This window comes from Streptomyces aurantiogriseus, assembly GCF_014649375.1.
GTDB lineage: Bacteria > Actinomycetota > Actinomycetes > Streptomycetales > Streptomycetaceae > Streptomyces > Streptomyces aurantiogriseus.
The window spans coordinates 324,510-338,475 of the sequence record NZ_BMSX01000005.1 but is presented as its reverse complement, the minus strand read 5'-3'; the positions used below and the strand labels follow the sequence as shown (position 1 = coordinate 338,475).

Sequence of the window (13,966 nt, the reverse complement as noted above, 5' to 3'; positions counted from 1 at the left end):
GCGAGGACGAGGAGGACGCCCGTGACCGACGTCTGCTTCAGAGCCGACTTCGCTTCGCCCCGCCAGTGGATCGCGGGCCGCTCGTGGGCCTATCCGGGGGGCGGGCCGGTGAATCCCGGCGACAACAAGCTGGACCACCTGGTGTCCGATCCCGCGTACGCCCGCAACGGCACCTTCCGGGCCACCCGCCGCTCCGACGGCCTCTGGGACACCGGGCTGCTGACCACGGAGGGCAGCGAGGAGGGCTTCACGGTGAGGGCGGGGGACCGCCTCGACGCCCGGGTCCGGCTGCCGGCCGAGACGGGGGCCTGGCCCGCGATCTGGACCTGGCGGGACGGCGACCAGGAGATCGACGTGTTCGAGTACCACCCCGACCATCCCGATCTGCTGGAGTTCTCCAACCATGTGCGGGAGGCCCACCGCTACCACCGTGACGAAGCCGTCCGACCCGGCGGCTGGATCGACCTGAGCGTCGAGTTCGGCGCGGAGAACGTCGTGTGGGCCCTGAACGGCAGCACCGTCTTCGCCGATCGCCGTGGCGTGGGGGAGGACTGGTACGCCTACCTCATCGTGAACCTGTCCGTGTGCGCCGGCCGCTACCACCCGGCGCCCGAGCCGGACGTGACGGAGATGTCCTTCGCGGTGTCCGCCCTCACCGTGCACCGGGAGACATGACGCTGAGCGGCCCTGCCACGACCGGCGCGTCCCGGCCACCGGGGCTGCGCCGGTCGGGGGCGGATTCCCTCGAACGGCCCAGCCCGACGGGGCGCCGGGCGGGCGTACGCGGTCTGCTGGAGACCAGCCCGGCAGAAGGGAAGAGCCATGTACGAGATGAAGGTGGGACTGGCGTCGGGCGGCGGTGAGCTGGTGTGGCACGTCGTGTCCCGGCACCGGCACGACAGCAGCCTGTGCGGAACCTCTCTGGCCACGGCAGCGTCGGCCGGCCACGACACCGACCGCCACTGTGCTTCGTGCATGCTCCGGCTGCAGGAGCTGCTGGACGCCGCACGCCACTGACGACGGCCGAACACGCCCGTGGCACGCGCTAACCGTCGACCGGCATCACCCTGGTCACCCGGCCCTTGGTGTCGGCCTCCAGGTAGCCGCTCTCGTTGTAGTCGTTGCTCAGGTAGACGGCCATACCGGCAGGGCTGTCGAAGACGGTGCTCGGCTGTCTGACCAGCAGATAGCGGGTGTCCGGGTCGTCCACGTTCAGCTTCTTGTCCGCCTCGGCGAGCAGCGCGGGCACCCGGTCCCAGACGAAGCCGTCCAGGCTGACGGGCTGTTGCCCGCCCATCAACGTGCCCTTGATGATGCCCTTCCGCACGCCCTCGCCGGGGCGGTAGGTGTACGAGTCGTACTTGGTGTCGCTGCCCTCGACCATGAGGTAGGCGGAGATGTACTCGGGATACACCGAGAAGGAGCCGAAGCGGTCCCTGCCGGTCTCCTTCTTGAACGCCGCGATCGCGGTGCGGATGCCCTCGGGCGTCAGCATGTCGGTCGCGGCGGCCTCCTTCGTCTGCTGGGCCGGCCGTCCGGCCGCGCCTGTCCCGGTCGGGGAAGCCGTCGCCGGACCCGTGCTCGCCGTCCTCGCCGTGCTGGGGGAACCGGAGGTCGGTGAGTCCCCGTCCTGCCCCGGCAACAGCGTCCACACGAGCACACCGGCGAGCACCACCCCCGCCCCGGGCAGGCCGACCGTCACCCAGCGCGGGCGCCGCCCCGCCGGCCGTACCGGAACACCCACCGCAGGGGTGGGACCGGTCCCGGCGGCCGGGAACACCGGTGGGGTGGGACCGCCCCACGGCGCCGGAGAAGGGGGCGGAGCGGGGTGGTTCCACGGTGTCGGGGACCCGGACGGCGGCCCGAACGCACTCGGCGCGGTCACCGGTCCATGACTCGGCACCCCCTGCGGAGGAGACAGCGGGTAGGAGGTCGGGGTGCCCTGCGCCGGCCCCGGCTGTCCCTGCCCCCGCGCCACCTCGGCCAGCAAGTGCGCGAACGCCGCCGCGTCCGGCCGCGCCGCGGGATCCCGTACGAGCACACGCATCAGCGCGTCCCCCAGCGCCCCGGCCCGCGTCGGCGGCGGCACCTCCTCGCTGAGGACGGCCGCGAGCGTGGCCAGCGTCGTGGCACGACGCAGGGGGTGCTGTCCCTCGACGGCCGCGTACAGCATCATCGCCAGCGACCACAGGTCCGACGCGGGACCGCCGTCGCGGCCGGACACCCGCTCCGGCGCCATGTAGTCCGGGGTGCCGATGACCGATCCGGTGGCGGTCAGGCCGGTCGCCTCGCGGATCGCGGCTATGCCGAAGTCGGTGAGGACGGGACGTCCGTCGGGGCGCAGCAGCACATTGGCGGGTTTGACGTCCCGGTGCTGGATACCGGCGTCGTGCGCGGCACGCAGCGCGGCCAGGACCTCCAGGCCGATGCGCGCCGCCTCGGCGGGCTCCATCGGCCCGCGGGCGAGACGGTCGGCCAGCGAACCGCCGCTGACCAGCTCCATGACGATCCACGGGTAACTGCCCTCACCCCCGTCGACCACGTGATGGATCGTCACGACGTTGGGATGGTCGATCCGGGCCAGCGCCCTGGCCTCGCGCAGCACCCGCTCCCGCAGCATCCGTGCCGCTTCCGGGTCGTACTCGGCCAGTCCCGGGTCGGGCGGGCGGACTTCCTTGACGGCCACGCTCCGATGGAGCACCAGATCCGTGGCGCGCCACACCGTCCCCATGCCGCCGCCACCGAGTCGTTCCCGGAGCTCGAACCGCCCGTCGACGACCCGTCTGTCGCTGTCCGCCTCACTCATGCGCCGGAGCTTAGTTGCTCCCACCGACAGGAAGTCGCAGGCCGCCGTGGTGAGCGCTTTCCCGGTGGGTACGCGGCTTCTGAGGCTTCTTCCGGGCTCTCTCCGGGCTCTCTCCGGGCTCCTTCCGGGGGAGAACGACCGGTGAGTGGCCCGACTCACATGGCACTCCCGGGACGGCACCGACACGATGGTCCCGTCACCGGGCAGGCTGAAGGGATCCAGGATGTTCCGCAAGGTGCTGGTCGCCAACCGTGGTGAGATCGCGATCCGGGCGTTCCGCGCCGGCTACGAGCTGGGCGCGCGCACCGTCGCCGTCTTCCCGCACGAGGACCGCAACTCGCTGCACCGGCTCAAGGCCGACGAGGCCTACGAGATCGGGGAGCCGGGACATCCGGTGCGCGCGTATCTCTCCGTCGAGGAGATCGTCGGCGCGGCGCGCCGGGCGGGCGCGGACGCGGTGTACCCGGGCTACGGGTTCCTGTCCGAGAACCCCGAACTGGCCCGTGCCTGCGAGGAGGCGGGCATCACGTTCGTCGGCCCCGACGCCCGCACCCTCGAGCTGACCGGCAACAAGGCCCGCGCGGTCGCCGCGGCCCGCGAGGCGGGCGTACCGGTGCTCGGCTCCTCGCAGCCGTCCACCGACGTCGACGAGCTGGTCCGGGCCGCGGACGACATCGGCTTCCCCGTGTTCGTGAAGGCGGTCGCGGGCGGCGGCGGACGCGGCATGCGGCGCGTCGAGGATCCCGCTCAGTTGCGCGAGTCCATCGAGGCCGCGTCCCGGGAGGCGGCGTCCGCGTTCGGCGACCCCACCGTCTTCCTGGAGAAGGCCGTCGTCGACCCCCGCCACATCGAGGTGCAGATCCTCGCCGACGGCCAGGGCGAGGTCATCCACCTGTTCGAACGCGACTGCTCGGTCCAGCGCCGCCACCAGAAGGTCATCGAGCTGGCGCCCGCCCCCAACCTGGACCCGGAGCTGCGCGAGCGCATCTGCGCCGACGCCGTCCGCTTCGCCCGCCAGATCGGCTACCGCAACGCGGGCACCGTCGAGTTCCTCCTCGACCGCGACGGCAACCACGTCTTCATCGAGATGAACCCGCGCATCCAGGTCGAGCACACGGTCACCGAGGAGGTCACCGACGTCGACCTCGTCCAGGCCCAGCTGCGCATCGCCTCCGGCGAGACGCTGGCCGACCTCGGCCTGTCGCAGGACACGGTCACCCTGCGCGGCGCCGCCCTCCAGTGCCGCATCACCACCGAGGACCCGGCCAACGGCTTCCGGCCTGACACCGGCCGCATCAGCGCCTACCGCTCACCGGGCGGCTCCGGTATCCGCCTCGACGGCGGCACCACCCACGCGGGGACTGAGATCAGCGCCCACTTCGACTCCATGCTGGTCAAGCTCACCTGCCGGGGCCGGGACTTCCAGGCCGCGATCGGCCGCGCCCGGCGTGCCGTGGCCGAGTTCCGCATCCGCGGCGTGGCGACGAACATCCCGTTCCTCCAGGCCGTCCTCGACGACCCCGACTTCCAGGCCGGGCGGGTCACGACGTCCTTCATCGAGCAGCGCCCGCACCTGCTCACCGCCCGCCACTCCGCCGACCGCGGCACCAAGCTGCTCACCTACCTGGCCGACGTCACCGTGAACAAGCCGCACGGCGAGCGGCCCGAACTCATCGACCCCACCACCAAGCTGCCCCCGCTGCCCGACGGCGAGCCGCCCGCCGGCTCCCGCCAGCGGCTGGTCGGCCTCGGCCCCGAGGGCTTCGCCCGCTGGCTGCGCGACTCCCCGACCATCGGCGTCACCGACACCACCTTCCGCGACGCCCACCAGTCGCTGCTCGCCACCCGCGTCCGCACCAAGGACCTGCTCGCCGCCGCCCCGGTCGTCGCCCGCACCCTGCCGGAACTGCTCTCCCTGGAGTGCTGGGGCGGCGCCACCTACGACGTCGCCCTCCGCTTCCTCGCCGAGGACCCCTGGGAGCGCCTGGCCGCCCTGCGCGAGGCCGTCCCCAACCTCTGCCTCCAGATGCTGCTGCGCGGCCGCAACACCGTCGGCTACACGCCCTACCCGACCGAGGTGACCGACGCCTTCGTGCAGGAGGCCGCCGCCACCGGCATCGACATCTTCCGCATCTTCGACGCGCTCAACGACGTCGGCCAGATGCGCCCCGCCATCGACGCCGTACGCGAGACGGGCACGGCCGTCGCCGAGGTCGCCCTCTGCTACACCTCCGACCTGTCCGACCCGAACGAGCGTCTGTACACCCTCGACTACTACCTGCGGCTCGCCGAGCAGATCGTGGAGGCCGGCGCCCACGTCCTGGCCGTCAAGGACATGGCCGGCCTGCTGCGCGCCCCGGCCGCCGCCACCCTCGTGTCCGCGCTGCGCCGTGAGTTCGACCTGCCGGTGCACCTGCACACCCACGACACCGCGGGCGGCCAGCTCGCCACCTACCTCGCCGCGATCCAGGCCGGCGCCGACGCCGTCGACGGAGCGGTGGCCTCGATGGCCGGGACGACCTCGCAGCCCTCGCTGTCCGCGCTCGTCGCCGCCACCGACCACTCCGAGCGCCCCACCGGCCTCGACCTCCAGGCCGTCGGCGACCTCGAGCCGTACTGGGAGGGCGTCCGCAGGATCTACGCCCCCTTCGAGGCGGGCCTCGCCTCGCCCACCGGCCGCGTCTACCACCACGAGATCCCCGGCGGGCAGCTCTCCAACCTGCGCACCCAGGCCGTCGCGCTCGGCCTCGGCGACCGCTTCGAGGACATCGAGGCCATGTACGCCGCCGCCGACCGCATCCTGGGCCGCCTGGTGAAGGTCACCCCGTCCTCCAAGGTGGTCGGCGACCTCGCCCTGCACCTGGTCGGCGCCGGCGTCAGCCCCGAGGACTTCGAGACGGCGCCGGACAAGTACGACATCCCCGACTCCGTCATCGGCTTCCTGCGCGGCGAACTCGGCACCCCGCCCGGCGGCTGGCCCGAGCCGTTCCGCACCAAGGCCCTCCAGGGCCGCGCCGAACCCAAGCCCGTGACGGAACTGACCGCCGAGGACCGCAAGGGCCTGGAGAAGACCCGCCGCGCCACCCTCAACCGGCTGCTCTTCCCCGGCCCGACCCGAGAGTTCGACACCCACCGCCAGGCCTACGGCGACACCAGCGTCCTGGACAGCAAGGACTACTTCTACGGACTGCGCCCGGGCAAGGAGTACGCCGTCGACCTCGAGCCGGGCGTGCGGCTCCTGATCGAGCTGCAGGCGATCGGCGAGGCCGACGAACGCGGCATGCGCACCGTGATGTCCTCCCTGAACGGCCAGCTGCGGCCCATCCAGGTCCGCGACAAGGCTGCGGCCTCCGACGTCCCGGTGACCGAGAAGGCCGACCGGTCCAACCCCGGCCATGTCGCGGCGCCGTTCGCGGGGGTGGTGACGCTGGCGGTCGCCGAGGGCGACGAGGTGGAGGCCGGCGCCACGGTGGCCACCATCGAGGCGATGAAGATGGAGGCCACCATCACCGCCCCGAAGGCCGGCCGGGTGAGCAGGCTGGCCATCAACAGGATCCAGCAGGTGGAGGGCGGTGACCTGCTGGTCGAGGTCGGCTAGCCGGCCCCTACTCGCCGGCGGCCACGTACCGTCCCCACTCGTCGTCCGTCTCCCGTTCGTCGAGGTTGACCCGCACGCCGAAGGGCTCCAGCGCTTCGCGCAGGCGGGTCATCATCGGCTCCGACAGGTAGTGGTGGTGAAGGTCCAGTTCCTCGAGATGGGTGAGCGGCTGGCCGCTGAGCAGCGCCTCGGCGCCGACGTCGCCGAGGGTGCCCAGGCTCAGGTCCAGGGAGCTGAGCCGGGCCACGACAGGCGCGCTCGCGACCGCGGCCGCCACCTCGTCCTGCAGGTCGCAGTTCCGCAGGCCGAGCCGGCGCAGCGACGGCAGCCGGCCGCCGTCCAGGACGGGGGCCAGGTCGGCGACGGTGGCGGTGCGGCCGTAGTCCTCCGTGCCGAGCCACAGGTCCAGGTGCTCCAGCCCGGGCAGGTCCGAGGCGGCGAGGCCCTGGGCCACCTCGGTGGGCAGTCCGCCGTTCTCCAGGCGGAGGACCCGCAGATGCTCGTGGCGCAGGGCGTGGAACTCCAGGCCGGGAGCGCCGTCGAAGCCGCCGCCGGAGCCGCGCACCCCGAGTTCCTTCAGGCACGGGTAGGCGGCGAGGACCGGGGTCACGTCGTCCTGCACGATCCAGGAGAGCTCGGACTCCTCGAAGGTGAGGTCGGCCAGGTAGAGGGCCTCCAGCCCGGTGAGGCGGTCCGCGGCCCCGGCCAGCAGCTTCACCGTCTCCCAGGGGCTGGCGGCGTCATTCTCGGTGCCGTAGGCGCCGACGCCCAGCACCAGGGCCCGTACCCGTGCGGGATCGACGGTGTCGAGGAAGCGCTGCCAGCTCTCCTCGAAGGTCTCCCCGAGAACCCGGTCCTCGTCCACCGACAGCCGCCAGGCGACCGTCTCCACCGCCGGTAACGGCGAGGGCGGCTCCTCGAGCCTCGGGAAGTTGTGGACGGGCAGTCCGTGCAGGTGCGATATGTGGTCCAACGCCAAGGCCTTCCATGGTCGGACGGCGGCCGACGCCCTGTGCGCCGGCCCGATGGCCGCCCTTTCTACCAAGGCCCACCGACAGCCCTACGCGCCGGGCGCACCGCGCGGCCGGACCAGCCCGCTCTCGTACGCCAGGATCGTGGCCTGCACCCGGTCCCTCAGCCCCAGCTTGGACAGCAGGGCGTTCACATGGGTCTTCACCGTGCCCGTGGTCACCCCGAGCGCGGCGCCGATCTCGGCGTTGGCCAGCCCCGAGGCGATGTGCAGCAGCACCTCCTTCTCGCGTGGCGTGAGGGAGGAGAGCGCACCGGTGACGGACGGCGGCTGCGGGGCGCCCTGCGCGAAGGTGTCGATGAGCCGGCGGGTCACGGTCGGGGCCAGGATGCCCTCCCCGGCGGCGACGACCCGGATCGCGGACAGCAGGTCCTCGGGTTGGGCGTCCTTGAGCAGGAACCCCGACGCCCCGGCGCGCAACGCCTCGTACACGTACGCGTCCAGGTCGAAGGTGGTCAGGACGAGCACCCGCGGCCGGTGCTCCGACGCGGTGAGCAGACGGGTCGCGGTGAGGCCGTCCATGCCGGGCATACGGATGTCCATCAGCACGACGTCGGGTGTCTCGGTGGCGGCGAGCGACACCGCCGAGGCCCCGTCACCGGCCTCGGCGACCACGGTCAGATCGGGCTCGGCGTCCACGATGGCGGCGAATCCTGCGCGGACCACCGCCTGGTCGTCGACGACCATCACGCGTGTGACGACGGGGACACCTCCTGGACGGGCGCCGGACTCGGCCGGGCCGACAGCAACACCCGTACGATACCGGTCTGTTCGAGCGTGATCCGGCCCGCCCCCGCCTCCACCTGCACCTTCAGGCGTTCGGCCACCGGCCCGGTCACGGCCAGCGGCACGCCCGACACCGTGACCCGCAAGGTGTCGCGCCGCCGCCTCAGCGTGACCCGTGCCGGCCCCTGGTCGCCCGCGCCGAGCGCCGCCTCGACGATCCGGTACGCCGACAGGGCCACCGAGGGCGGCAGGTCCCGCGCGGCCTCGGGCAGGCCTCGCAGGGTCACGTTGCGGCCGGACGCGGTCAGGGTCCGGCACAGTGCGTCGAGGTCCACGGCGGTGGGCGCTGGAGCGAGCCGCCGGCCGGGATCCTCCGACTCGCCCAGACCGTGGAGGAGTTCGCGCATGGCGGCGAGCGCGGAGCGGGCCTCGGCCGCCACCTCCTCCAGCCGCCCCTGCCGGGCCTGCTCGACCATCGCGGCCGTGCGGTGCAGCACGGCGTCACGCAACCGCGCCGCCAGCCGGCGCCGTTCGGCGTCCGCGGCCCGTTCCGCGTGCCACAGCGAGGTGGCGAGCGCGAAGTCGTCCAGGGCCAGGATCCGCAGTCGTCGGCGCCGCACGGCCAGCCCGGCACCCCACAGGGCGACGAACACGGCGGCCAGCATGACGACCAGCGGCAGGAACATCACCACGGCGGAGACCCGCACGGAGCCCGCGCCCGTCAGCTCTCCGTCGGCGGCCGCCGTCGCCACCAGGACCCCGGCGAGCGAGGCCGCCGCCGCGCACCATGCCGGCCAGGTGCGGGCGGCCCCCCGGCCGTACACCCCCACCGCGTACACGGCCAGCAGCTCCGCGAGCGCTCCGGTGGCGAAGAACTGGGACACCCGCGCCGGCATGTCGGCCACGGCGACCGCCACCGGCCACAGCCACGACGTGGCCAGCACGCCGAGCAGAGCCGCCCACGGAGCGCTCCGGCGCCACAGCAGCGGCACCGCGTGGACGGTCACCAGCACGGCCAGGACGAGCAGTGCGGGCACCGCGGCACGCAGGCTCGGGCCCGGCCACTCCTCCGCGGTGACCATGGCGAACACCAGGGGCAGCACCGTCGCGGCGAACACCAGGGCGGGATCGGCCAGCCGCTGCTCCCGCAGCACGTCCCGCCGGCCCGCGGACTGACTCCGCGGCCCCGTGGCATCGGGCAGTGTGGCCCGGACCCGCCAGCCGCCGCCGGGCTCGGGACCGGCCGTGAGCTCCCCGCCGACGGCCGCCGCCCGCTCCTTCATCCCGGCGACGCCGCGCCCCGAGCCGAGGCCGCCGGCACCGTGCGGTGCGGAGCCACGCGGCGGAGCGTTGTCCACGGTCAGCTCCAGGACGCCGTCCCCGCGCCGCACGCTCACGCGCGCGGCGCAGCCCGGGGCGTGCCGCAGGGCGTTCGTCAGGGCCTCGCGGACGATCCCGTGGACGGCCTCGGCCGCCGGACCGGCCAGGTCGTCGGGCAGCTCGGCCTCGATCGGACGCCCCAACCGCCCGAATCCGGCGATGAGTTCCTCGATGCGGGCCGTCATCGGACGCGGGTCCGCGCCGCCGTCGGTGTCCCTCATCAGGCCGACGAGCCGTTGCAGCGAGGTGAGGGTCTCGGTGCCGGTGCGTTCCGCGAACGCCAGCGCGTCGGCCGTCAACTCCGGTCTGCTGTCGCCGAGTCGGCGCGCGGCGTCGGCCGTGATGACGACGGACGTCAGATGGTGGGCGCTCACGTCGTGCAACTCGCGGGCCAAGCGCCGCCGTTCGGTGTCGCCCGCCTGCCGCCGGGCCTCCTCCGCGCCGGCCAGCCGACGGGCCGCGGCCGACCGCCCCTTGAGCCACTGGTGGCGGGCCTCGCCGAGCCCCACGCAGACCGCGTACACCAGGGCGCCGACCGCCCACTCCGAGGCGAGTGCGGGCCGCAGCCCGATGCGGACGAAGGACAGCAGCCACTCGACGCCGAGGCCCGCGGCGACCGCGCGGACGGTCACGGGCACGGGGCAGCGGACCGCCACCGAGTACAGCGCGACCAGCACTCCCCACCCGAAGTATCCCTCGTCCCAGGCCAGTCGACCCAGCAGAAGCGTGCCGAGCGTGCAGGCCAGGGCCCGGACCGGGGCCTGGCGCCGACGGCCCAGCGCGGCCGTCTCGACGGCCAGGGCGGCCAGGACGGCGACGAGTCCCGCCGGGCCGGGCACCGTTTCGCCGGCCAGGCTCGCTCCGGGCCACAGCCAGGCGAGTTGTCCGGCTGCGAGCAGGGCGGGGAGCAGCCAGTTGCGTATCGTTTCCATGTCGGCACGAGCGTAGGACGGCGTACGACCGCCCGGCGCCCCTCCCCGGGACGAGGCCGATCTCTACCCTCCGATGGAGACACCGTTCCTGCCCGGGGTCGATGCCGGGCCACGGGCCGGCGGAGAGGCTTGTCAGCATGACGAACCCGCACGCCGCTGCGACGCCTGCGCACCTCTCCGGCCCGCTCGCCGCCCCGCCGCCCGCGCACCTCGCCGAACCTCTCCGCTACCACCGCCTGGCCCGGATCTCGGCACGTCACCGATGGTGGCGGCCCGTGGTGGGCACCCTGTTCGTGGCGGTGACGTACATGGTCGTGACCGTCCTTCTCTACGGCCTCGTCTCCATCCTGGGAGCCGCGCGGGGCTACCCCGAAGCCCCCGACGGGACGGTGGAGTTCGGCCCCGTGCCGAGCACCGCCGTCGACCTGCTGACGATCGCCGTCGCCATCCCCGTCGTGCTGCTCGCGGTGCGCTGGATCGGCCGCCGCCCGGCCGGCACCGTCTCGTCGGTGACGGGCGGACTGCGGTGGCGCTGGCTGGGCCTGTGCGTCCTGACGGCCCTCCCGGTTCTCGCCGTCACCACCGGGGTGATGCTCCTGCTGCCCGCGGAGGACGAACCGGCGGCGCGGTGGGCGGGCTGGGAGTTCTTCGGCCCCGCGCTGGCCATGCTGGTCGTCCTGGTGCCCCTGCAGGCGGCCGCCGAGGAGTACGTCTTCCGTGGCTGGCTCACGCAGGCGGTCGGCGCCTTCCTCCGCTCGCCCTGGTGGGCGATCGCGCCCCAGGCCGTCCTGTTCGCCGCCGCCCACGGCTGGGGCACCCCGTGGGGCTTCGCCGACCTGGTCGTGTACGGGGCGGTCGCGGGCTGGCTGACCGTGCGCACCGGCGGCCTCGAGGCGGCCATCGGCCTGCACGCCGTGAACAACCTGTTCGCCTTCGGTATCTCGGCCGCCGTCGTCGACGGCCTCAAGAGCGACGACACCGCCGCCGACGCGCCCTGGCAGCTCGTGGCACTCGACCTGGCCGGCATCGCCCTGTACACGGTGGCCGTCCTGTGGCTGGCCCGCCGCCGCCCGCCGGCCCGGACCGCCCCCGCACCGACACCGGTCCCGCCGCCCTTCCCGAGCGGGTACGCCCAGGTCCCGCTCCCGTACACCCCGGTCCCCGGTTTCCCGGTACCGTACGGCGTCCACGCCGACGCGTCAGGCCTGCCCCAGGGGACGGCCCCCTCCGCCTCGCCCGAAGACGGCGACAGCACTCCGCCCCCGCGTCCGGCCGCCGGTACCAGCAACTCCCCGCAACGGCCGGTGGCGTGAGCGACGACGTACGCACCCGGGTCGCGGAAGACCGCCGCCATCCGCGCCGTCGTCGGACGACCGCACCACGCTCAGCGCAGCACCGCCTCCCACGTGTCGACGGCGTAGTGGACGGTCATCCCGTTGCGCGCGTACAGCTCGGGCGCGCCGGTGGCGTTCGAGGTGTCGACGCCCAGCCCCACCATGTCCCGCCCCTGCGCGGCGAAGGCCGCGAAGGCGTGCCGCAGCAGCAGTCCGGCCAGGCCACGCCCCCGGGCCTCGCGCAGGACGCCGATGCTGCGGATCCATCCCATGGCCTCGCGATCGTCGCGCGCCAGCAGGAACCCGGCGTCCGGGAGGTCCTCGGTGCCGATGATCCACACCAGTGACCAGTCGAGCCCCGCGGCGTCGACGTCGTGCAGCCACTGCTCGTAACCGCGTGGCTGGAAATCGAAGTGGTCGGCGAAGCTCGCCTGGTACAGCTCGTGTACGCGGGCCCGGTCCGCCTCGGTGGCACAGGACCGCACCCGTACGCCCTCGGGCAGGGACGGCGCCAGGTCCGTCGCCCGGTCGAGGGGGCGGCGCAACACGTGGTAACGCCGTAGGACGGACCAGCCCCGAGTGCGGATCAGCTCCGTGTCGAGCGTGGGCCGGACGTTCAGGTGCAGGTGCACCACGGCTTGCTCGGCGCCGTTCTCCCGCGCCTTGCCCAGCGCCCTGGCCTCCATCGCCTCCAGGAGGATCCGCCCCGCCTCCTGATGGTCGGTCAGGACGTAGTGGTCGATGTCGATCCGCTCACCGCCCGACTCGTCCCACAGCAGCCCGTAGGCCACCAGCCGGTCCCCGTCGAACGCGAGCCAGGAGTCCCGCTCGAGGTCGGTCTCCGGGTGCTTGAGATCCGCCTCGACGGTGTGCAGGTCCGTCTCGGGACGGCCGATCTCGATGAGGTCGATGGCGTTGAGCAGGTCGGTGACGGCGGGCGCGTCGGCGAGCGTGGCGGGACGCAGGACGTAGGACATGGGGTCAGGTTCCGGCGCAGAAAGGCCTGCCGCAACGGAAATTCGGGGGACGACCACGGCCGCACCCCGACACGAGGGGCGCACGAACCGCAGGCGTGAGCCCTGGTTGCGCCCCCGCAAGCATGGGCAGAATTCGGTCTGTCCAGTGATCATCTGGCGGAGAACCTGTGTTCCTCACGCCAACGTTCCAGGGAAGGCAGGTCGGTTGCCGTGTTGTTGCGTCTTCCCACCTCCATATCCGCGGTGCAGGAGTGTCTCGCCGAGGGAGCCGTACCGATCGGCGGGGCCAGCCTGGTGTGGGCGACCTGGCAACGGGACGGATTCCCCGAACTGGCCGTGTCCCTGCGGGAGGTGCCCGAGGCCAACGTGATCGGGCCCGGGACGCTCGGCGCGGCCGTGGTGCTGAACCGGATCGACGAGCAGGTGCCGGAGGTGCTGCGCCGGGCCGCCGCCACCGTGGGCACGGGCGCCGTGCGCCGGACGGCCACGGTCGGCGGCAACATCGTCGGCAGCACCCTGCGCTGCCTGCTGCCCGCCGCCCTCGTCCTCGACGCCCGGGCCACGGTGCTCGAACCCGACCGCGTCCACGAGACCGATCTCGCCGAGCTCGTCGCGAAGCGCCCCCTGCTGCTCGGCCTCACCTGGCAGGAGCCCCTGGTCAGCGGCTATCGCAAGCTGCCCGCCGAAGCAGGCGGCCCGCCGCCCCTCGTGGTCGCCGCCGCCGTCCACGCCGACGGCGACGGACGCAAGCTGCTGCGCGTGGCCGTCCGCGACGGCTACGAGGTGCTCAGCGCCGGCGTCCCCTGCGACGCCGGAACCGACCAGGTCCTCGACGCCCTGGAACGGACGGACCTCGGCGCGCTGGCCGCGGAGGCCCGCGACGCCGTCCGCCACCAGGTCACCGAGGTCCTCAACCGCCTCTCCGACGGCTGACACCGCACCTCCGCGAGCGCGGCCTCACCACGTCACCGGCAACGCCGCCGGCCCCGTTGACCGTGCCGTGCGGCCGCCGTACCTCCTCGCGGCGACCGCGCCTCTGCGGCCTCCCACGCGTTCCGCCACAGGCCGGCCGTGCCGCGGTGCGGGACGCACAGCGGCAGTTCCTCCGCGGCCCGGGGGAGCAGCGCGGGCTGCGCACGCAGCCGACGGCGCCGCCTCGCGCGGCGCCCGCCCGCCGCGCCCG

Annotated in this window: 10 protein-coding genes; 5 read left to right on the top strand and 5 right to left on the bottom strand. The window is 73.7% G+C overall.

The genetic code is table 11. The annotated features are described in order from the left end of the window. Positions 1-21 precede the first annotated feature (21 nt). Both IE263_RS14015 and IE263_RS14010 read left to right on the top strand, forming a co-directional pair. Complete coding sequence (locus IE263_RS14015; protein ID WP_189936055.1) at positions 22-675, top strand: LamG domain-containing protein; 654 nt, start codon at positions 22-24, stop codon at positions 673-675. 147 nt (positions 676-822) lie between these two features. Continuing rightward, complete coding sequence (locus tag IE263_RS14010; RefSeq protein WP_189936053.1) at positions 823-1,017, top strand: hypothetical protein; 195 nt, start codon at positions 823-825, stop codon at positions 1,015-1,017. A gap of 28 nt (positions 1,018-1,045) precedes the next feature. On the opposite strand, the gene IE263_RS14005 is transcribed toward IE263_RS14010, so the two are convergent. Further along, a complete protein-coding gene (locus IE263_RS14005) occupies positions 1,046-2,806 on the bottom strand; it encodes a serine/threonine-protein kinase (RefSeq protein WP_189936051.1) in 1,761 nt (586 codons plus the stop codon). Positions 2,807-3,029: 223 nt separating this feature from the next. Here IE263_RS14005 and IE263_RS14000 point away from each other — a divergent pair, with 223 nt between their 5' ends. Further along, positions 3,030-6,404, top strand: coding sequence for a pyruvate carboxylase (locus IE263_RS14000; protein WP_189936048.1), 3,375 nt, complete (start codon positions 3,030-3,032; stop codon positions 6,402-6,404). Positions 6,405-6,411: 7 nt separating this feature from the next. Here IE263_RS14000 and IE263_RS13995 read toward each other — a convergent pair whose 3' ends face one another. The 3 genes from IE263_RS13995 to IE263_RS13985 all read right to left on the bottom strand — a co-directional run bounded on the left by IE263_RS13995 (position 6,412) and on the right by IE263_RS13985 (position 10,472). Then, positions 6,412-7,383, bottom strand: coding sequence for an STM4015 family protein (locus tag IE263_RS13995; protein WP_189936046.1), 972 nt, complete (start codon positions 7,381-7,383; stop codon positions 6,412-6,414). Positions 7,384-7,464: 81 nt separating this feature from the next. Next, complete coding sequence (locus IE263_RS13990; protein ID WP_189936300.1) at positions 7,465-8,121, bottom strand: response regulator; 657 nt, start codon at positions 8,119-8,121, stop codon at positions 7,465-7,467. Further along, entirely contained in the window at positions 8,121-10,472 is a 2,352-nt protein-coding gene (locus IE263_RS13985) for a sensor histidine kinase (RefSeq protein WP_189936044.1), read from the bottom strand. The genes IE263_RS13990 and IE263_RS13985 overlap by 1 nt, the downstream gene beginning before the upstream one ends. Before the next feature lie 137 nt (positions 10,473-10,609). Here IE263_RS13985 and IE263_RS13980 point away from each other — a divergent pair, with 137 nt between their 5' ends. Continuing rightward, a complete protein-coding gene (locus tag IE263_RS13980) occupies positions 10,610-11,785 on the top strand; it encodes a CPBP family intramembrane glutamic endopeptidase (RefSeq protein ID WP_189936042.1) in 1,176 nt (391 codons plus the stop codon). A 71-nt stretch (positions 11,786-11,856) separates the two neighbouring features. Here the strand turns inward: IE263_RS13980 and IE263_RS13975 are convergent, their stop codons facing one another. Further along, a complete protein-coding gene (locus IE263_RS13975) occupies positions 11,857-12,783 on the bottom strand; it encodes a GNAT family N-acetyltransferase (protein WP_189936040.1) in 927 nt (308 codons plus the stop codon). A gap of 210 nt (positions 12,784-12,993) precedes the next feature. Here IE263_RS13975 and IE263_RS13970 point away from each other — a divergent pair, with 210 nt between their 5' ends. Next, complete coding sequence (locus tag IE263_RS13970; protein WP_189936038.1) at positions 12,994-13,716, top strand: FAD binding domain-containing protein; 723 nt, start codon at positions 12,994-12,996, stop codon at positions 13,714-13,716. The last annotated feature ends 250 nt before the right edge of the window (positions 13,717-13,966 follow it).

Coding starts and splice junctions, on each gene's coding strand:
- IE263_RS14000 (WP_189936048.1), top strand. CDS start 3,030: ATGTTCCGCAAGGTGCTGGTCGCCAACCGTGGTGAGATCGCGATCCGG.
- IE263_RS14005 (WP_189936051.1), bottom strand. CDS start 2,806: ATGAGTGAGGCGGACAGCGACAGACGGGTCGTCGACGGGCGGTTCGAG.
- IE263_RS14010 (WP_189936053.1), top strand. CDS start 823: ATGTACGAGATGAAGGTGGGACTGGCGTCGGGCGGCGGTGAGCTGGTG.
- IE263_RS13980 (WP_189936042.1), top strand. CDS start 10,610: ATGACGAACCCGCACGCCGCTGCGACGCCTGCGCACCTCTCCGGCCCG.
- IE263_RS13990 (WP_189936300.1), bottom strand. CDS start 8,121: ATGGTCGTCGACGACCAGGCGGTGGTCCGCGCAGGATTCGCCGCCATC.
- IE263_RS13985 (WP_189936044.1), bottom strand. CDS start 10,472: ATGGAAACGATACGCAACTGGCTGCTCCCCGCCCTGCTCGCAGCCGGA.
- IE263_RS13975 (WP_189936040.1), bottom strand. CDS start 12,783: ATGTCCTACGTCCTGCGTCCCGCCACGCTCGCCGACGCGCCCGCCGTC.